Source organism: Streptomyces sp. NPDC005492, assembly GCF_040605995.1.
In the GTDB taxonomy this organism is placed as follows: Bacteria; Actinomycetota; Actinomycetes; order Streptomycetales; family Streptomycetaceae; genus Streptomyces.
In genome coordinates this window covers 115,270-133,690 of record NZ_JBEXDX010000020.1, presented here as the reverse complement: position 1 = coordinate 133,690, position 18,421 = coordinate 115,270, and the positions used below count along the sequence as shown (strand labels likewise).

The window sequence follows — 18,421 nt, the reverse complement described above, 5'->3', positions numbered from 1 at the left end:
GGGATTCTCCTGTGCTCAGAGCTGGCCGACGTCGGTGACGCGGACGACCGCACGGCCCTCCGCGTCGGAGGCCGCGAGATCGATCTCCGCGCTGATGCCCCAGTCATGATCGCCGTTCGGGTCGGCGAAAATCTGCCGAACGCGCCACAGGTTGTGCTGCGGCTCCTCCTCGATGAGCAGCAGCTTGGGTCCGCGGGCGTCGGGGCCGGTGCCGAGGTCCTCGTACTCGTCCCAGTACTTGTCCATCGCCTCGCCCCAGGCATCCGCGTCCCAGCCCGCCTCGGCGTCCAACTCGCCCAACTCCTCGACATGGTCGAGGGCGGCGAGCTCCACGCGGCGGAACATCGCGTTGCGTACCAGGACCCGGAAGGCACGCGCGTTCGCGGTGACCGGCTTGACCTGGTCGGCCTTCTCCTGGGCCTCTTCGGCGGTCATCTCCGCCGGGTTGGCCAACTGCTCCCACTCGTCCAGCAGACTGGAGTCGACCTGGCGCACCATCTCGCCGAGCCAGGCGATCAGATCCTCCAGGTCCTCGGACTTGAGGTCGTCCGGGACGGTGTGGTCGAGGGCCTTGTAGGCGCCGGCGAGGTAGCGCAGCACGATGCCCTCGGTGCGGGCCAGCTCGTAGTACGAGGTCAACTCCGTGAAGGACATGGCCCGTTCGTACATGTCACGGATCACGGACTTCGGCGACAGCGGGTGGTCGCCGACCCACGGGTGGCTCTTGCGGTACGTGTTGTACGCGTGGAAGAGCAGCTCCTCCAGCGGCTTGGGGTAGCTGACGTCCTGGAGGCGCTCCATGCGGTCCTCGTACTCGACGCCGTCCGCCTTCATCGCGGCCACGGCCTCGCCGCGCGCCTTGTTCTGCTGGGCGGCCAGGATCTGCCGCGGGTCGTCCAGCGTGGACTCTACGACGGACACCATGTCCAGCGCGTACGACGGCGATTCGGGGTCCAGCAGCTCGAACGCGGCGAGCGCGAACGTCGACAGCGGCTGGTTGAGCGCGAAGTCCTGCTGGAGGTCGACCGTGAGACGCACGATGCGGCCCTCGGCGTCGGGAGTGTCGAGCTTCTCGACGATGCCGCCGTCCAGGAGCGAGCGGTAGATTGCGATCGCGCGCCGGATGTGGCGCAACTGCTGCTTGCGCGGCTCGTGGTTGTCCTCCAGGAGATGCCGCATCGCGTCGAAGGCGTTGCCGGGACGCGCGATCACCGACAGCAGCATCGTGTGCGTGACCCGGAAGCGCGAGGTCAACGGCTCCGGCTCGGAGCCGATGAGCTTCTCGAAGGTGCTGTCCGACCACCCGACGAAGCCCTCGGGCGCCTTCTTGCGGACTACCTTCCGGCGCTTCTTCGGGTCGTCGCCCGCCTTGGCGAGCGCCTTCTCGTTCTCCACGACATGTTCCGGGGCCTGGGCGACCACCAGTCCCGCGGTGTCGAAGCCGGCGCGCCCGGCGCGGCCCGCGATCTGGTGGAACTCACGGGCGCGCAGTGTGCGTACCCGGATGCCGTCGTACTTGGCCAGGGCGGTGAACAGCACCGTGCGGATGGGCACGTTGACGCCCACGCCGAGCGTGTCCGTACCGCAGATGACCTTCAACAGGCCCGCCTGCGCGAGCTTCTCCACCAGACGCCGGTACTTGGGCAGCATGCCGGCGTGGTGCACACCGATGCCGTGCCGCACGTAACGGGAGAGATTGCGGCCGAACTTGGTGGTGAAGCGGAAGTTGCCGATCAGATCGGCGATCTGGTCCTTCTCCTCGCGCGTGCACATGTTGATGCTCATCAGCGCCTGCGCCCGCTCCACGGCCTGTGCCTGAGTGAAGTGCACGATGTAGACCGGCGCCTGCTTGGTCTCCAGCAGTTCTGTCAGCGTCTCGGTGAGCGGGGTCAGTTTGTACTCGTAGGACAGCGGCACCGGCCGCGTCGCCGAGCGGACAACCGAAGTGGGGCGCCCGGTGCGCCGGGTGAGGTCCTTCTCGAACATCGCGACATCGCCGAGCGTGGCCGACATCAGGATGAACTGCGCCTGCGGCAGTTCCAGGATCGGGATCTGCCAGGCCCAGCCGCGGTCCGCCTCCGCGTAGAAGTGGAACTCGTCCATCACGACCTGGCCGACGTCCGCGTGCTTGCCGTCGCGCAGCGCGATCGACGCGAGGACTTCCGCGGTGCAGCAGATGACGGGCGCGTCGGCGTTGACGGACGCGTCGCCGGTCAACATGCCGACGTTCTCGGTGCCGAACATCTTGCACAGCTCGAAGAACTTCTCCGAGACCAGCGCCTTGATCGGGGCGGTGTAGAAGGTGACCTCGTCCCGGGCCAGCGCGGCGAAGTGCGCGCCGGCGGCGATCATGCTCTTGCCGGAGCCGGTGGGCGTCGACACGATCACGTTCGCACCGGAGACCACCTCGATCAGCGCCTCCTCCTGGTGGGGGTAGAGCGTGAGACCGCGCTCCTGGGCCCACGACTCGAAGGCTTCGTAGAGGGCGTCGGGATCTGCGGTCGGCGGCAACTGGTCGATGAGGGTCACGACCCCATCTTGCCTGGCGTCCCGGCCGATGGGGGAATCGGCTGCGGGGACGAAGATCGCTACCGATACGCTGTGCCGCCGACGCGGTGTCAGGGCGAACGGGCAACTGACCGGCGGCACAAGAGGAATGGGGCGGAGAACGGCCATGATGGGACCAGCACACTCACTGTCGGGAGCGGCGGCCTGGCTGGGCGTCGGGGCGGCGGCGGCCGCGGCCGGGCACCCGATGCCCTGGCCGGTGATCCTGGTGGGCGCCCTGATCTGCGCCGGCGCCGCGCTGGCCCCGGACCTCGACCACAAGGCGGCCACGATCTCCCGGGCCTTCGGACCCATTTCCCGGGGTGTGTGCGAGGTTGTCGACAAGCTCTCGTACGCCGTCTACAAGGGGACCAGGAAGCAGGGCGACCCGCGTCGCTCCGGTGGGCACCGCACCCTCACCCACACCTGGTTGTGGGCCGTCCTGATCGGGGCGGGAAGTTCCGTCGTGGCGATCGCGGGCGGACGGTGGGGAGTGCTGGTGATCCTCTTCGTCCACATGGTGCTGGCCATCGAGGGCCTGCTGTGGCGGGCCGCGCGCGGCTCCAGCAGCGACATCCTGGTGTGGCTCCTGGCCGCGACCAGTGCGTGGATTCTCGCCGGAGTGCTGGACAAGCCGGGCAACGGCGCGAACTGGCTGTTCACGGAGCCGAACCAGCAGTACCTGTGGCTCGGTCTGCCGATCGTGCTGGGCGCGCTGGTGCACGACATCGGGGACGCGCTGACGGTCTCCGGCTGCCCGATCCTGTGGCCGATCCCGTTGGGCCGGAAGCGCTGGTACCCGATCGGGCCGCCGAAGGTGATGCGGTTCCGCGCGGGCAGTTGGGTCGAGCTCAAGGTGCTGATGCCGGTGTTCATACTGCTCGGCGGAGTGGGCTGCGCGGCGGCGCTCAACGTGCTCTGAGGCCGGGTGTCAGTTCCGGCGTCGGCGCGGGCAGCGGCTCACGCCCCGCCGGAACCCTGGCCCGCCCCGCCGCCGTAGCGCCGCTCGAACTGGGCGACGCGGCCCTCCGAGTCCACCGTCCGGGCCTTGCCGGTGTAGAAGGGGTGGCTCTCCGAGGAGATCTCCACGTCCACGACCGGGTAGGTCTCGCCGTCGTCCCACTCGATGGTCCGGTCGCTGGTCGCGGTGGACCGGGTCAGGAAGGCGTATCCGGCGGCGCGGTCCCGGAAGACCACGGGGTGGTAGTCGGGCTGCTTGTCCTGCTGCATGGCTGCTCCTCGTGCGGCGGGGATGTCGGTGACGGCGAGGGGGCGGCGAGGTCAGCCGTAGAGGAAGTCCTCGTCCTCGTCGACGATGTGCATCGCGGCCTCCTCGGCGGAGGCGGCGGCACCGTCGATGCCCACGTCCGTGGCGATCAGGGCGCTCTCCTCGTCCTCGTGCGCCCCTTCGTCGGGAGCCACGAGCCGGCCGGAGCGAAGGTCACCGACCTCGATGTCCAGGAGTTCGCCGTCGGTGTCCTCCGAGTCGCCGAGGCCGTCGCCGTCGGACGCGGCGAGATCCGGGTTCTCCTCGGCGAGGCGCTGGTCGAGCGTCTCACCGTGCCGGCGCTCGGCGGCCGTGACATCGGCGCGTTCCACCGCCCAGGGGCGGTCCGGCGGGGACCAGCCACGGTCGAGGGGATCCTCGACGCCGTCGGCCACCAGGGTGTCCTCCGCGTCGAGCAGACCCGCGTCGTCCTGCACCTCGGATCCGTCGGGCTGGTAGACGTCGTCTCCCCATCCGTCGACGCTGTTCACGGGTACCTCCAGGTGGTGGGGACCGGCCCGTTCTCACCGCGGTCGGCGGCGGGTCGCCGCTGTGCGGGGCACAGGCCGCGCCCGGCACGAACCACGTGGTTCCCGGGCACTCCCCGAACCGGTGCCGCTTCCCAGCCTTCCACCCCCATTCCCCACCGCGCAACGGCACGGCACCGGACCGGCGGCGACACGGCCCCGGCCCACCGGCACTCACCTCCCGCACATCCGCCGCGGCCGCCCGTGCCCCGTCACGGGCGCGGGGAACCGCGCACCGGCCCGAGGGCCGGAAACTTCCGTCCCCGGCAAGCCCCCGCCGACCCGCAGTGCGGTCATCTGTCTCTCCGATCGGCCCTCACCGGCTTGGAGCCCAGTCACCCCCTCTCGGGCCTGCCCTTCATCAGCCCCCAACCAACCCCCAGGTCAGCCGCCGCCCCAATGGCGGAGCCCCCCTCACCCGTGCCACGACCGCCACAGCGCCGCGTACGCGCCCTCCGCCGCGACCAGCTCGTCGTGGCTGCCCAGTTCGCTGATGCGGCCGCTCTCGACGACGGCGATGACGTCGGCGTCGTGGGCAGTGTGCAGGCGGTGGGCGATCGCGACGACGGTGCGGCCGTCGAGGACGCGGGCCAGGGAGCGTTCCAGGTGACGGGCCGCACGCGGGTCGAGGAGCGAGGTCGCCTCGTCCAGGACCAGGGTGTGCGGGTCGGCCAGCACCAGCCGGGCCAGCGCGATCTGCTGGGCCTGGGCCGGGGTGAGCGCGAGCCCGCCCGAGCCGACCTCGGTGTCCAGACCCTCGTCCAGCGCCCGTGCCCACCCGTCCGCGTCGACCGCGCCCAGCGCCGCCCACAGCTCGGCGTCCGCCGCGTCTGTCCGGGCGAGCAGGAGGTTGTCGCGCAGGGAGCCCACGAAGACGTGGTGCTCCTGGTTCACGAGGGCCACATGGGAGCGGACGTGTTCCGCGGTCATCCGGGACAGTTCGGCGCCGCCGAGGGTGATCCGGCCGTCCCGGGGCGCGTAGATGCCGGCGAGCAGCCTGCCCAGCGTGGACTTGCCCGCACCCGAGGGGCCGACCAGTGCCAGCCGGGTCCCGGGAGCGACCTCCAGGGACACCTTGCGCAGCACGTCGACGCCCTCGCGGTAGCCGAAGTGCACCCGATCCGCGTGCACGTCCCGGCCGTCCGGGGACAGGGCGCCGTCCCCGGCGTCGGGCTCGATGTCCCGGACGCCGACCAGCCGGGCCAGCGAGACCTGGGCGACCTGGAGCTCGTCGTACCAGCGCAGGATCAGGTTCACCGGGTCGACGAGCATCTGCGCGACGAGCGCGCCCGTGGTCAGCTCGCCCACCCCGATCCAGCCCTGGAGGACGAACACCCCGCCGAGCATCAGGACCGAGCAGAGCACGGTGACATGAGTGACGTTGATGACCGGGAAGAGGACCGACCGCAGCCAGAGCGTGTAGTTCTCCCAGGCGGTCCACTCCTTGATACGGCGCTCGGAGAGGGCGACGCGCCGGTCGCCGAGCCGGTGGGACTCGACGGTGCGGCCGGCGTCCACGGTCTCCGCGAGGGCCGCGGCCACGGCGGCGTATCCGGCGGCCTCGGAGCGGTAGCCGGCCGGGGCGCGCTTGAAGTACCAGCGGCAGCCGACCACCAGCACCGGCACCGCGACCAGCACGGCGGGTGCCAACGGCGGCACGGTCACGACCAGACCGCCGAGCAGCAGCACCGCCCACACCACACCGATCGCCAGTTGCGGCACGGCCTCGCGCATCGCGTTGGCGAGGCGGTCGATGTCGGTGGTGATCCGGGACAGGAGATCGCCGGTCCCCGCCCGTTCCAGGACGCCCGGGGGCAGCCCGACCGACCGTACGAGGAAGTCCTCGCGCAGATCGGCCAGCATCCGCTCGCCGAGCATCGCGCCGCGCAGCCGCACCTGCCGGATGAACACGGCCTGGACGGCGAGCGCGACCACGAACACCCCGATGGTCAGGCCGAGATGGAGTTCCCGTGCTCCGTCCGACACCCGCTCGACGAGGTCGCCGAGCAGATAGGGGCCCACCATCGAGGCGATCACGGCGACCGTGTTCACACCGACGAGGAGGAGGAAGGCACGGCGATGCCGCTGGAACAGTTCGGACACGTAGGCCCGTACGGTCGCGGGGGCCCCGACCGGCAGGGTGCTGGCCGTGGTCGGGGCCGCCGGGTCGTAGGCCGGGGGCGCCACGCCGATCATGCGCTTTCCTCGACTTCTTCCAGTGCGCTCCGCAGAGCGGCCTCTTCGTCGTCCAGGGCACCCCGGAGAGGAGCCTCGTCATGATCCGACGAGCCCTGCGCGGACTCGTCCTCCGTCTCGCGGGTCACCACGGCCCGGTAGCGGGGCTCGCCGTGCAGCAGGTCGCGATGGGTGCCGACCGCCACGACCTCGCCCTCGTGCACCAGCACGACCCGGTCCGCGTGGTCCAGGAGCAGGGGCGAGCTGGTGAACACCACCGTGGTCCGGCCCGTCCTCAACTCCCGTACGCCGTCGGCGATCCGGGCCTCGGTGTGGGAGTCGACGGCGGAGGTCGGCTCGTCCAGGACGAGCACCCCCGGGTCCGTGATCAGGGACCGCGCCAGAGCCAGCCGCTGACGCTGGCCGCCCGAGAGGGAGCGTCCGCGTTCGGTGATGCGGGCGTCCATCGGTTCCTCGGTGTCGAGCGACCCCTGGGCGAGCGCGACCAGCACGTCCCCGCACTGCGCGGCGGCCAGTGCCTCCGCGGCGCCGACGGCGCCCGAGGCGGGCACATCGAGCAGCTCGCGCAGCGAACCGGACAGCAGTACCGGGTCCTTGTCCTGGACCAGGACGGCGGTGCGCGCCGAGTCGAGGGGGAGTTCGTCGAGCGGTACGCCGTCCAGGAGCACGGAGATGCCCTCCTCTGCGGGATGTCCGCCGAGGCGTTCCGCCAGCCGCCCGGCCGCGTCCGGGTCCCCGCACACCACGGCGGTGAGCCGGCCGGAGGGAGCGAGCAGACCGGTGTCCGGGTCGTACAGATCCCCGGCGGGCACCTCGGCGGCGCGTGTACCCACGGTGTCGGTGACCCGTTCCAGGGAGAGCACGCGGGCGGCACGTTTCGCCGAAGGACGGGAGAAGGAGTACGCCATGGCGATCTCCTCGAAGTGCCGCAGCGGGTAGGACATGACCATCACCGCGCTGTAGACGGTGACCAGTTCCCCGACGGTGATCCGGCCCTGGCGGGCCAGTTGTACGCCGTGCCAGACGATCGCGATCAGCAGCAGCCCCGGCATCAGTACCTGGACAGCGGAGATGATCGCCCACATCCGGGCACTGCGGACGGCCGCGTGGCGGACCTCCTGCGAGGCACGGCGGTAGCGCTCGAGGAAGAGCTCCTCGCCGCCGATGCCGCGCAGCACCCGCAGTCCGGCCACGGTGTCGGAGGCCAGCTCGGTGGCGCGGCCCGCCTTCTCCCGCTGCACATCGGCACGCCGGGTGGCGCGGGGCAGCAGCGGCAGCACGGAGACCGCCAGCAGGGGCACACCGACGGCGACGACGACACCGAGCGCGGGCTGGTAGACGAACAGGCCGACGCACACGATGACGATGGTCAGCGCGGCGGCCAGGAAGCGGGACAGCGCCTCCACGAACCAGCCGATCTTCTCGACGTCGCCAGTGGACACGGCCACGACCTCACCGGCGGCGACCCGCCGGGTCAGGGCCGAGCCGAGGTGGGCCGCCTGGCGGGCCAGCAGTTGCTGGACGCGGGCGGCGGCCGTGATCCAGTTGGTGACGGCGGCCCGGTGCAGGAAGGTGTCGCCCACGGCGATGCCCGCCCCGCACAGCGCCATCAACCCGCCGGTCAGGGCCAGTCGGTTCCCGGAGCGGTCCACCACGGCCTGCACGGCGAAGCCCACACAGAACGGCAGCGCGGAGACGGACACGAAGTGCAGCAGCCCCCAGGCCAGGGACTTGAACTGGCCGCCGAGCTGGTTGCGGCCGAGCCACCACAGGAAGCGGGGCCCCGAGCGGGCGTCGGGCACACCCGGGTCGGGATACGGAAGGTCTTGAATCTGCATGACGTCCCAGTGGCTCGTGTCAGGGGGTGGAAGGAACCGCGGAGTGCGGCAACAAACCGTGAAAGGTTCGCGTCGGAGCGTGGTCGGAAGCAACCGGTTTTCCCTGCCGGGGATCGGATCCGGCGTTCGTCCATCCGTGGCGAGATGTCCGTGACCTCACGCAATGTCACCGAACGTGATGTGAGCATGGGCCGATGCAGAGTGGCGGCACACGACGTGCGATGGTCGCGATGGCGGCTCTTGGTTCCCTCCTGACGATGACGACCCTGTCCGCGTGCGGAAGCGCGCACACAGGACACACCGGTGGCCACGAGGGGAGACCGGGACCCTCGGCGACCCACCCGAGAAAGGCCGTCGCCACCCCGGCCCCGACCCGCATCCCGGACGTCGGCGACCGGCTGCACCGCGAGATTCCCGCCGACACAGGCCAGGTTCTCGCGGTCTACGGCGACGGCAAGGACTCCCCGTACTCCACCGCCGTGTTGTTCACCAAACACGGCTCCACCTGGGACCGGACCCGCAGTTGGCCCGCGCACAACGGCAAGCGGGGCTGGACCCTCGACCACCACCTCGGCGACGAGCGCAGCCCTGTCGGGGTGTTCACGCTGACCGCCGCGGGCGGTGTGCTCGACGACCCGGGCACGGCGCTCCCGTACAGCCAGGGCGAGTCCTACGAGGCGCCGCGCGACTGGGACGAGTCGCACTGGCACGACTTCGACTACGTCATCGCCATCGACTACAACCGCGTCAAGGGCACCCCGCCCGACGACGCGGCGCAGCCCGAGGGTGAGGAGAAGGGTGGCGGGATCTGGCTGCACCTGGACCACGGCGGCGGTACGTCGGCCTGCGTCAGCCTGCCCAAGGAGGCGATGGAGTACCTGCTGCGCACGCTCGACCCGGGGCGGCATCCGGTGGTGCTGATGGGGGACAGGGAGGACCTCAAGGGGTAGGACACCGCCCATGAGAAGCCGGATAGTCATGTCCATGCTCGCCGGAGCGACCCTCCTGGCGAGCACCCTCCTCGGAGCGAGCCCCGTCCAGGCGGCCGACAGCAAGGCCCAGGTGGCAGACGTCCCAGCCGAGTTCGGCACCGACTGGCACGACCCGCTCACCGCAGCCCCGCCGATCGCCAGACCCGCCACCAAGTCCTGCCAAGTCACCCTCGCCGAGGCGCAGTTCCGCGACTTCACCCCGTACCGGGGGTCGTACACGCCACCCACGGGCTGCGGTGACCACTGGAGCAAGGTCGTACTGCGCCTCGACGGCACCGTCAAGGGGCGGCAGTACGATCGGCTCGGCTATCTGCACGTCGGAGGGGTCGAGATCCTGCGCACCTCGACGCCGGAGCCCTCGCCCGACGGCATCGCCTGGTCCGTCGAGAAGGACGTCACACGCTACAGCGCCACCTTCCGCGCCGCCCAGGACGTCGAGATGCTCATCGGCAACGTCGTCGACGACACCTACACCGGAGTCATCGGCGTCAAGGCCACACTGACCTTCTACGAAGGGAGACCCGCGGCGGCGCAGACCCCCGACCGCGTCCTCACCCCCGCCACCGACTCGACCGTCACCACCCCGCGCAACAGCGAACGCATCGTCGCCGAGGTGTACGCCACCGGATCCGGCGGCGGCTGCGAGGAGTTCTGGTATCTCGCCGTGCCCGACTCGGCGCCGTACTCGTGCCAGGCGGACAAGGGCCCCTACCGCGAGGTGCAGATCAAGGTCGACGGTCAACTCGCCGGAATCGCCGCGCCGTTCCCGAACGTGTGGACCGGCGGCTGGTCCAACCCCTTTCTCTGGTACGTGATTCCGGGCCCCCGTGCCTTCGACGTCAAGCCGATCGAATACGACCTCACGCCCTTCGCCGGGCTCCTCGACGACGGCCGCCCGCACCATATCGACGTCTCCGTCGTGGGCGTGCCCGAGGGGCAGAGCGGTTGGAGCGCGCCGGTGAACGTGCTCGTCTGGCAGGACGCGAGGCGCGCCCACGTCACCGGGAAACTCACCACCGACCGGGTGGGCCAGATCGCCAACTCCTCGACGTACACGCCCGGTTCGGAGGAACGCGTGGACACCGAGGCCGGGCACCGGCTGACCGTAGCCGGGTACGTCGACACCTCCCACGGGCGGGTGACCACCACCGTCGATCGGAGGCTCGCGAACACGTCCGTACACCGCTGGACCGACGGCGAGAACATGGACGCGCTCGACGCGAGCTGGACGGACGACGAGTCGGTGACCGTGGACGGGCGCGGACCGGCCCGGACGACGGCCACGCATCGGACGTACACGATGAAGGGCTCGACGACGATCGGGACGGACGACCGGCTGCGTACCGTTCTCACGGCGGGCGATCGAGCGGCGGTCCTCGATACCAGGGACGGGCGGCGGACCGGGTGGTCGCGGCTCGACGACACCTACAGCGGCGACGCCACCTACACGATCAACGTGCCCCGTGATCAGCGGCACGCGGTCGCGACGACGAGCGAGCGCTATCGGCTTCACGGCTCGGGCGGTTGCTACGACCGAGCCCTGACGACCGTGCAGGGAGTGCTCACCGAGGACCGCAGCGACTGCTGAGCTGTCGTGCGTGGGATGCGTCACGCAGGTTCGTGATTTACATGGCTGTCACACGGAGGTTTTCCGGGGGATCAACAACGGCTCCAGAGTGATCCACACGGAAGCCGTTTTCCGTATCGCAGAAGTCACCCCACTCGACTCCAGCGATCGACCGTCCCCCTCAAGGAGTGCCCGTGCCGCCGTCCGTCCCGCCCCTGCCGCGACGCGTCGCACGCATACTGCGTACCTCTCTCTTCGCACAGGTAGCCTGCGCGCTCGTACTCGGAATCCTCGTCGGAAAGCTGTGGCCGGACGTGGCCACGGACCTTCAGCCCCTCGGCGACGGATTCACCCGGCTCATCAAGACGATCATCTCGCCGCTCGTGTTCTGTGTGGTCGTCGTCGGCATCGCCAAGGCCGGTGACCTCAAGGCCTTCGGCCGGATCGGTCTCAAGGCGCTGCTCTGGTTCGAGGTCGCCAGCACGGCGGCACTGATCATCGGTCTCGTCCTCGCCAACGTCGTCCAGCCCGGCTCGGGGATGCATGTCGACCCGTCGACGCTCAGCTCCTCGGCGGTGGACGCGAAGACGGGCGGTGGCTCGCTGCCGTCGACGACCGAGTTCATCGTCAACGCGCTGCCCACCAGTTTCATCGGTGCCTTCGCCGAGAACTCCCTGCTCCAAGTCCTCATCCTGGCCTGCCTGGTGGGTGCCGCGCTGCTCCACCTCGGCCACACCAAGGTGCCCCAGGTACTGCCCGCGATCGAACAGGCACAGGAGATCATCTTCGCGATCGTCGGCTTCGTCATGCGGCTCGCCCCGCTCGCCGTGTTCGGTGCGATGGCCGTCCTGATCGGCCAGTACGGGCTCGGCGTGATCAAGACCTACGCCAAACTGATCATCCTCTGCTACGTCGCCGCCGCGCTCTTCGTCGCCCTCCTCGCCGTCGCGCTCCGCATGGTCACCGGCCTCAGCCTCTGGAAGTTCCTCCGGTACATCCGCGAGGAGATGCTCCTCGCGCTCGGTACCGCCTCCACCGAATCCGTCATGCCCCGCGTCATGCAGAAGCTCCGCAACGCCGGTGCCCGGGACGACGCGGTGGGACTGGTGCTGCCCACCGGCTACTCCTTCAACCTCGACGGTGCCTCGCTCTACCTCTCCATCGGCACCCTGTTCATCGCCCAGGCCGTCGGTGTCGACCTCAGCCTCGGCCAGCAGATCACCGTGGTCCTGGTGCTGATGCTCACCAGCAAGGGCATGGCCGGCATCCCCGGCTCGGCCTTTCTCGCCCTGTCCGCGACCGCGTCCTCGCTCGGCGCGATCCCGGCCGGAGCGGTGGCCCTGCTGCTCGGCGTGGACCGCATTATGGACACGATGCGCGTAGTCACCAACCTCCTCGGCAACTGCGTCGCCGTATTCGCGGTGTCCCGCTGGGAGGGCGCGCTCGACATCGAGCGGGCGAAGAAGGTGCTCGACGGCGAGACCACGGTCGTAGAAGACGTCGTAGAAGACGTCGCGGAAGACGATGTGGAAGCGGACGTGGAGATGCCCGCGCAGCTCGTCAAGGAGCCGGCTCCCGAAGCCAGTTGACGCCGGTCGTGGTGGGCCGTGGCTCCTGATCCGCCGGTGCGGTGGGGGAGACGCGGCCCGATTCGCTATATGTGGTCGACGAGGTCGACCGGGTAGGGCTGGTCGAAGTCGGCCGAGCGGCTCAACCGCTCCCAGGCCGCCGCCTCGGCGAGTTGGGAGCGTGAGTAGTCCTGCGCCAGCTCCACGGCGGTGACACCCAGGAGGAGATGGGAAGGCAGCTTCGGCTGCTTGACGATCCGGACCAGGATCTCCCCGGCGCGCATCGGGTCACCCGCCGCGGTCACGTTGCTGTCGAAGTGGCGGATCAGCGCGCCCACGGTCCCGTCGTACTCCGGCGCGACATCGGGGATCCGCATGGAGGATCCGGCCCAGTCGGTCGCGAAGCCGCTCGGTTCCACGACGAGGTACCGGATGCCGAACGGCGCGGTCTCGGCCGCGAGCACTCGGGTGAAGCCGTCGACCGCGAACTTGGCCGCCTGATACGACCCGAGTCCGGGATTCCCGCCGACCCGGCCACCGACGGACGAGAACTGCACGACGGTGCCCGCGCCCTGTTCCTTGAGGAACGGGAGCGCTGCCGTGGAGACGTTGTACACGCCCCAGAAGTTGGTGTCGAACTGTCGGCGGAAGTCGTCCTCGGGGGTCGTCTCGACCGGGGAGAGATTGGCGTACCCGGCGTTGTTGACCACCACGTCGATCCCGCCGAAACGGTCGACTCCAGCCCGCAGAGCCGCTGTCGCCGCCGACCGGTCGGTGACGTCGAGCGCGACGGGCAGGACGCGGTCGCCGTATTTCTCCACCAGGTCGTCCAACTGCTCCGGCTTGCGTGCCGTCGCGACGACCTGGTCGCCGGCCTCCAGGGCCGCGACCGTGAGGCTGCGGCCGAAACCGCGGGACGAACCGGTGATGAACCATGTCTGAGTCATGGAGCTAGCAAAACACTGTTTCGTTATTAATGCAACCGCGTTGCGCTATGCTCTGCGTCATGAGCGTGCCCAGTCCCAGCGCCGGTCCCAGCCCGCAGCGCGCCCGCAGCGCGGCGGCCAAGCAGCAGCGCGAGCGGGCGATCCTCGACGCCGCCCGGTCCCTCGGCACCGAACGCAGCGTGCGCGAGGTCACCCTCACGGACATCGCCGCCGCCGTGGGTATGCACAAGTCCGCCATGCTCCGGTACTTCGAGACCCGCGAGCAGATCTTCCTGGCGCTGACCGCCGAAGGCTGGGAGGAGTGGTCCGCGGTGCTCCGTCGGCGGCTGGGTGAACTCGCCGACGGAGACCCCGGCGCGGTCGCGGCCGTCATCGCGTCGTCGCTCGTCGCGCGGCCGTTCTTCTGCGATCTGCTCGCTCAGGCGCCGTTGAACCTGGAACGCAATGTCTCGCTGGAGGCCGTGTACGAGTTCAAGACGGTCGTCCTCGGTGAAGTCGCAGCCGTGGCAGCCGAGTTGTGCCGACTGCTCGCGATCACCGAGCGTGCGGCCGTGGATGTGATCGCCACGGCCACGAGCATGGCCGGGGCGCTCCTGCAGATGGCCGCCCCGGGTACGCGCCTGCGCACGTTCTACGAGTCCCGTCCCGAGTTGGCGCATGCCCTGGTCGACGTCGAGCCCCAACTGACGCGCATCCTCGTAGCGTTGCTGCACGGGATGCGGTCGACGGAGATGTCAACTCCCGGCGGCGGTTGAGCCCATGTGTGCCTGGCCGCGCGTTCTCGCGAAACGACTGCGGTAGTGCGTCGGTGTGGTGTCCAGATGGCGGGCGAAGGCGCGGCGGAGGTCTCGTCGGTGCCGAGCCCGCTGTGGTGCGCCGCGGAGGTGACACTGTGGCCTTCGAGGAGGAGCTGCTGGGCGCGGTCGAGCCGGACCCGTTCGACCCAACGGGCCGGTGTGGTGCCGAGTTCGGTGCGGAAGAGCCGCGTCAGATGCCGGGGGCTGACGGCCGCGGTCGCCGCCATCGCGGGCAGACTGTGGTCGGCCGCCGGGTCGGCCGGCGCGGACGCGATCAGCGACCGTAGCGGATCCGCGCGCGGTGGACGGGTGGCGGTGGCGGCGGAGAACTGCGACTGCCCGCCCGGACGTTGCATTAAGACGAGCAGTTCGCGCGCGATGTCCCTGGCCACGTCGGCGCCATGGTCGTCCTCGACGAGTGCGATGGGCAGATCGAGACAGGACAGCCCCGAGACCACCTTCGGCAACATCAAGGCGGATGTGCCGGCCCACTTCGTGCCGGGCTTCGTGCGCGGCGACCTCGTCGAGAAGATCAAGAACTCGGACTGGCCGCAGTGACGGCTCACGACCGCCGGCGGTCTGCGGGAGCGCCCGTCCGCCTCGCGTCGGCCGTCAGCAGGAACGCCTGTGCGCGTCGTGCGGGCTCGGCGCCCCGTCCACCAGCGTGTCCAGCAGGGTCCGCAGCACCTCGCGCTCCACGTCCGTGAGCGGCGCCAGGATCTCGTCCGCCGCCCGTCGCCGCGCCCCCCGTACCTCGCTCAGCGCCTTACGGCCGTCGTCCGTGATCTCGATCCGGATCACCCGCCGGTTGGACGGGTCGGGCACCCGCCGCACCTTGCCGCTCGCCTCCAGACCGTCGACCAGGGTCGTCACGGCCCGCGGCACCACCTCGAGGCGCTCGGCGAGGTCGGCCATCCGGGGCGGGGAACCGAAGTGCGCGAGGGTGCGCAGCAGACGGGACTGGGCCGGGGTGATGCCGAGGTCGCGCTGCTCCAGATGGCGCTTCTGGATGCGGTGCACCCTGCGGGTGAGCCGCAGGAGCTGCTCCGCCAGCAGGCCGTCGGAATCGGGGGTGGTCATGCGGGAACAATATCAGGACCTGGTTCATTGTGAGTATAGGTAACAATGAGCTATGCTCCACCAGTCTTCATAGCTCCACGAGTGTTCATCGCTTCACCAGTCATCACCGCTCCACCCGTCCTGATCGCCTCATCGCCCGTACCCGTAGGAGACCATGCCCCGCGACGACATCAACTGGACCCCGTCCCCCGGCACCTCGACCGACCAGCCCCGGCAGGTGCGCCGCATCCTCAAGCTCTTCAAGCCCTACCGTGCCCGGCTCACGGTCGTCGGCCTCCTGGTCGGCGCCGCGTCCCTGGTCACCGTGGCGACCCCGTTCCTGCTGAAGGAGACGCTGGACGTCGCCATCCCGCAGGGCCGCACCGGTCTGCTGAGCCTGCTGGCGCTCGGCATGATCCTGAGCGCCGTCCTGACCAGCATCTTCGGTGTACTGCAGACCCTGATCTCCACGACGGTCGGCCAGCGCGTCATGCACGACCTGCGGACGGCGGTCTACGGCCGACTGCAGCGGATGTCGCTCGCCTTCTTCACCCGGACCCGCACCGGCGAGGTCCAGTCCCGCATAGCCAATGACATCGGCGGCATGCAGGCCACCGTCACCTCGACGGCCACCTCCCTGGTCTCCAACCTGACCAGCGTGGTCGCCACGATCATCGCGATGATCGCCCTGGACTGGCGGCTGACCGTCGTCTCGCTGCTGCTGCTCCCGGTCTTCGTATGGATCAGCCGGCGAGTCGGCAACGAACGCAAGAAGATCGCCACCCAGCGCCAGAAGCAGATGGCCGCGATGGCCGCCACCGTCACCGAGTCGCTGTCCGTCAGCGGCATCCTGCTCGGCCGCACCATGGGCCGCTCCGACTCGCTCACCCGGTCCTTCGCCGAGGAGTCCGAGGGGCTGGTCGACCTGGAGGTCCGGTCGAACATGGCCGGGCGCTGGCGCATGGCCGTCATCTCGATCGTCATGGCCGCGATGCCCGCGGTCATCTACTGGACCGCCGGAATCGCCCTCCAGATGGGCGGTCCGGACGTCTCGATCGGCACCATCGTCGCCTTCGTCTCACTCCAGCAGGGCCTGTTCCGCCCGGCCGTGAGCCTGCTGTCGACCGGTGTCCAGATCCAGACCTCGCTGGCGCTCTTCGCGCGCATCTTCGAGTACCTCGACCTCCCGATCGACATCACCGAGCGAGAGAACGCGGTCCACCTCGACAGCATCAAGGGCGAAGTCGCCTTCCAGGACGTCGAGTTCCACTACGACACCAAGAGCGGCCCCATCCTCGACGGCATCGACATCACCGTCCCGGCGGGCAACAGCCTCGCGGTCGTCGGCCCGACCGGCGCCGGAAAGTCGACCCTCGGCTATTTGGTACCCCGGCTCTACGACGTGACGGGCGGCCGGGTCACCCTCGACGGGGTCGACGTCCGCGACCTGGACTTCGACACCCTCGCGCGTGCCGTCGGCGTCGTCTCCCAGGAGACGTACCTCTTCCACGCCTCGGTCGCCGACAACCTCCGCTTCGCCAAGCCGGACGCCACGGACGAGGAGCTGTACGCGGCGGCGCGGGCGGCGCAGATCCACGAGCACATCGCGGGACTGCTCGACGGGTACGACACAGTCGTCGGCGAGCGCGGCCACCGGTTCTCCGGCGGCGAGAAGCAGCGGCTGGCCATCGCCCGCACCATCCTGCGCGATCCGCCGGTCCTCATCCTGGACGAGGCGACCAGTGCCCTCGACAACCGCACTGAAGCGGCCGTCCAGGACGCGATCGACGCTCTGTCGGCCAACCGCACCACGCTCACCATCGCCCACCGGCTGTCCACGATCCGGAGCGCGGACCAGATCGTGGTCCTCGATTCGGGGAAGGTGGCGGAGCGCGGCACGCACGAGGAACTGATCGAGCAGGACGGGCGGTACGCGGCCCTCGTACGCCGGGATGCCCAACTGGAACCGACAAGCTGAAGATATGCCGGGTTTGTGACGTTATGCGGGTTACCGTGCCCGCATGCAGATGAACACTCCGCCACGGAGCACGATTCGACTGACGCGTCGGGGCCGGATCGCCCTCATCGCGACCGGGGCCGTTGTGGCCGGCACCGCCGTGGCGGTGCCGCTGCTGAGCCTGGGGGACGAGGGAGACGCTCGACCCACGTCACTGGTCATCCCTGAGGGCTGGCGTTCGGGCCAGATCTACGAAGCGGTGGACAAGGCCCTCGCGTTGCCGGTCGGCACCACGAAGAAGTCGATCGCGAAAGCCGGCCTGAAGCTGCCGAACGACGCGGAGGGCAACCCCGAGGGGTATCTCTTCCCGGCGACGTATCCGCTGAAGGAGAAGGCGACACCCGAGTCGCTGCTGTCCTTCATGGTCAACACCGCGAACCGGAAGTTCAACGGCGCCCCGGTCGCCGCGGGCGCCCAGCGCAACGCGTTGAACGTCTACCAGGCGGTCACCATCGCGAGCATCGTGCAGGCCGAGGCCGCGTCCACGGCCGACATGGGGAAGGTGGCCCGGGTCATCTTCAACCGCCTCGAACGCGGCATGCCCCTGCAGATGGACTCCACCATCAACTACGCGCTCAACCGCGCCACATTGAAGACGACCACGAGCGACACCCGCCTCGACAGCCCCTACAACTCCTACCAGCGCATGGGCCTGCCCCCGACCCCGATCGACAACCCGGGCGAGGAAGCGATGCACGCCGCGATCAACCCGCCCCCGGGCGACTGGCTCTACTTCGTCACGGTCAAGCCCGGCGACACCCGCTTCGCGGCCACGTACGAGGAACACCAACGCAATGTCGCCGAGTTCAACGCGGCCCAGAGGAAGAGCGCGTCGCCGACGAAGTGACGGGCCCGGGGTGAGGAAGGTGGAGTCAGGCGGCGATCGGCCTCCGGCCGGCGGTCGCCTGATGTCGTGCGGGGCTGAGCGGGGGGGCATGGATGGTCTGTTGCGGCGTTGCCCAGGGGCCGCTGGGTGGCCCGGGCCGGGCGGTGCCGGGTGATGATCGGGCAGGTCGGTGAGCAAGCGCCTGAAGTCGCCTACGGAGCGGCGCAGTTGGCGTGACGGTGACCCGTCACCGAGGGGGTGGAAGCACGGAGG

At 69.8% G+C, this 18,421-nt stretch carries 14 protein-coding genes and 2 pseudogenes; 8 read left to right on the top strand and 8 right to left on the bottom strand.

What is annotated here, in order from left to right; all coding sequences use genetic code 11:
• Positions 1-15: 15 nt before the first annotated feature.
• On the bottom strand, positions 16-2,529 hold the full coding sequence (locus tag ABZT04_RS25985) for a DUF3516 domain-containing protein (protein ID WP_356059379.1): 2,514 nt from the start codon (positions 2,527-2,529) through the stop codon (positions 16-18).
• A gap of 145 nt (positions 2,530-2,674) precedes the next feature.
• Here ABZT04_RS25985 and ABZT04_RS25980 point away from each other — a divergent pair, with 145 nt between their 5' ends.
• The gene (locus tag ABZT04_RS25980; RefSeq protein WP_356059378.1) at positions 2,675-3,469 is read left to right on the top strand and encodes a metal-dependent hydrolase; all 795 of its coding nucleotides are present in this window, start codon (positions 2,675-2,677) and stop codon (positions 3,467-3,469) included.
• 38 nt (positions 3,470-3,507) lie between these two features.
• Here the strand turns inward: ABZT04_RS25980 and ABZT04_RS25975 are convergent, their stop codons facing one another.
• The 4 genes from ABZT04_RS25975 to ABZT04_RS25960 all read right to left on the bottom strand — a co-directional run bounded on the left by ABZT04_RS25975 (position 3,508) and on the right by ABZT04_RS25960 (position 8,375).
• The gene (locus tag ABZT04_RS25975; protein ID WP_355923981.1) at positions 3,508-3,777 is read right to left on the bottom strand and encodes a type B 50S ribosomal protein L31; all 270 of its coding nucleotides are present in this window, start codon (positions 3,775-3,777) and stop codon (positions 3,508-3,510) included.
• Positions 3,778-3,828: 51 nt separating this feature from the next.
• The gene (locus ABZT04_RS25970; RefSeq protein WP_356059377.1) at positions 3,829-4,305 is read right to left on the bottom strand and encodes a DUF5709 domain-containing protein; all 477 of its coding nucleotides are present in this window, start codon (positions 4,303-4,305) and stop codon (positions 3,829-3,831) included.
• A 450-nt stretch (positions 4,306-4,755) separates the two neighbouring features.
• Positions 4,756-6,537 (bottom strand): ABC transporter ATP-binding protein, encoded by a 1,782-nt coding sequence (locus tag ABZT04_RS25965; RefSeq protein ID WP_356059376.1) that lies wholly within the window; start codon positions 6,535-6,537, stop codon positions 4,756-4,758.
• Positions 6,534-8,375 (bottom strand): ABC transporter ATP-binding protein, encoded by a 1,842-nt coding sequence (locus ABZT04_RS25960; protein ID WP_356059375.1) that lies wholly within the window; start codon positions 8,373-8,375, stop codon positions 6,534-6,536. Before ABZT04_RS25960 ends, ABZT04_RS25965 begins: the two co-directional genes overlap by 4 nt.
• A 194-nt stretch (positions 8,376-8,569) precedes the next feature.
• On the opposite strand from ABZT04_RS25960, the gene ABZT04_RS25955 reads away from it, so the two are divergent.
• From ABZT04_RS25955 to ABZT04_RS25945, 3 genes are all read left to right on the top strand, one after another.
• Positions 8,570-9,325 carry a L,D-transpeptidase family protein gene (locus ABZT04_RS25955; protein WP_356059374.1) on the top strand — a complete coding sequence of 252 codons (756 nt, stop codon included), beginning with the start codon at positions 8,570-8,572 and terminating at the stop codon, positions 9,323-9,325.
• A gap of 10 nt (positions 9,326-9,335) precedes the next feature.
• Positions 9,336-10,955 (top strand): peptide-N4-asparagine amidase, encoded by a 1,620-nt coding sequence (locus tag ABZT04_RS25950; RefSeq protein ID WP_356059373.1) that lies wholly within the window; start codon positions 9,336-9,338, stop codon positions 10,953-10,955.
• 173 nt (positions 10,956-11,128) lie between these two features.
• Complete coding sequence (locus ABZT04_RS25945) at positions 11,129-12,523, top strand: cation:dicarboxylase symporter family transporter (protein ID WP_356059372.1); 1,395 nt, start codon at positions 11,129-11,131, stop codon at positions 12,521-12,523.
• A 65-nt stretch (positions 12,524-12,588) separates the two neighbouring features.
• Here the strand turns inward: ABZT04_RS25945 and ABZT04_RS25940 are convergent, their stop codons facing one another.
• Positions 12,589-13,449, bottom strand: coding sequence for an SDR family NAD(P)-dependent oxidoreductase (locus ABZT04_RS25940; protein ID WP_356059371.1), 861 nt, complete (start codon positions 13,447-13,449; stop codon positions 12,589-12,591).
• A gap of 59 nt (positions 13,450-13,508) precedes the next feature.
• Here ABZT04_RS25940 and ABZT04_RS25935 point away from each other — a divergent pair, with 59 nt between their 5' ends.
• The gene (locus ABZT04_RS25935) at positions 13,509-14,204 is read left to right on the top strand and encodes a TetR family transcriptional regulator (protein WP_356059370.1); all 696 of its coding nucleotides are present in this window, start codon (positions 13,509-13,511) and stop codon (positions 14,202-14,204) included.
• A 161-nt stretch (positions 14,205-14,365) separates the two neighbouring features.
• Here the strand turns inward: ABZT04_RS25935 and ABZT04_RS25930 are convergent.
• Positions 14,366-14,473: pseudogene (locus ABZT04_RS25930) on the bottom strand (helix-turn-helix domain-containing protein); the annotation flags it as partial.
• A gap of 220 nt (positions 14,474-14,693) precedes the next feature.
• On the opposite strand from ABZT04_RS25930, the pseudogene ABZT04_RS25925 reads away from it, so the two are divergent.
• Positions 14,694-14,804, top strand: a pseudogene (locus ABZT04_RS25925) (diguanylate cyclase); the annotation flags it as partial.
• Between the two features lie 54 nt (positions 14,805-14,858).
• Here the strand turns inward: ABZT04_RS25925 and ABZT04_RS25920 are convergent.
• Positions 14,859-15,326, bottom strand: a complete 468-nt coding sequence (locus ABZT04_RS25920) for a MarR family transcriptional regulator (protein WP_356059369.1) — start codon at positions 15,324-15,326, stop codon at positions 14,859-14,861.
• A gap of 154 nt (positions 15,327-15,480) precedes the next feature.
• Here ABZT04_RS25920 and ABZT04_RS25915 point away from each other — a divergent pair, with 154 nt between their 5' ends.
• Positions 15,481-17,283, top strand: coding sequence for an ABC transporter ATP-binding protein (locus ABZT04_RS25915; RefSeq protein ID WP_356059368.1), 1,803 nt, complete (start codon positions 15,481-15,483; stop codon positions 17,281-17,283).
• 43 nt (positions 17,284-17,326) lie between these two features.
• Complete coding sequence (mltG, locus tag ABZT04_RS25910; RefSeq protein ID WP_356059367.1) at positions 17,327-18,169, top strand: endolytic transglycosylase MltG; 843 nt, start codon at positions 17,327-17,329, stop codon at positions 18,167-18,169.
• Positions 18,170-18,421 lie beyond the last annotated feature (252 nt).

Excerpts from the sequence above, each read along its gene's own strand:
- ABZT04_RS25980 (WP_356059378.1), top strand. The coding sequence starts at position 2,675 with ATGATGGGACCAGCACACTCACTGTCGGGAGCGGCGGCCTGGCTGGGC.
- ABZT04_RS25975 (WP_355923981.1), bottom strand. The coding sequence starts at position 3,777 with ATGCAGCAGGACAAGCAGCCCGACTACCACCCCGTGGTCTTCCGGGAC.
- ABZT04_RS25965 (WP_356059376.1), bottom strand. The coding sequence starts at position 6,537 with ATGATCGGCGTGGCGCCCCCGGCCTACGACCCGGCGGCCCCGACCACG.
- ABZT04_RS25960 (WP_356059375.1), bottom strand. The coding sequence starts at position 8,375 with ATGCAGATTCAAGACCTTCCGTATCCCGACCCGGGTGTGCCCGACGCC.
- ABZT04_RS25955 (WP_356059374.1), top strand. The coding sequence starts at position 8,570 with ATGCAGAGTGGCGGCACACGACGTGCGATGGTCGCGATGGCGGCTCTT.
- ABZT04_RS25950 (WP_356059373.1), top strand. The coding sequence starts at position 9,336 with ATGAGAAGCCGGATAGTCATGTCCATGCTCGCCGGAGCGACCCTCCTG.
- ABZT04_RS25940 (WP_356059371.1), bottom strand. The coding sequence starts at position 13,449 with ATGACTCAGACATGGTTCATCACCGGTTCGTCCCGCGGTTTCGGCCGC.
- ABZT04_RS25935 (WP_356059370.1), top strand. The coding sequence starts at position 13,509 with ATGAGCGTGCCCAGTCCCAGCGCCGGTCCCAGCCCGCAGCGCGCCCGC.
- ABZT04_RS25920 (WP_356059369.1), bottom strand. The coding sequence starts at position 15,326 with ATGACCACCCCCGATTCCGACGGCCTGCTGGCGGAGCAGCTCCTGCGG.
- ABZT04_RS25915 (WP_356059368.1), top strand. The coding sequence starts at position 15,481 with ATGCCCCGCGACGACATCAACTGGACCCCGTCCCCCGGCACCTCGACC.
- mltG (WP_356059367.1), top strand. The coding sequence starts at position 17,327 with ATGCAGATGAACACTCCGCCACGGAGCACGATTCGACTGACGCGTCGG.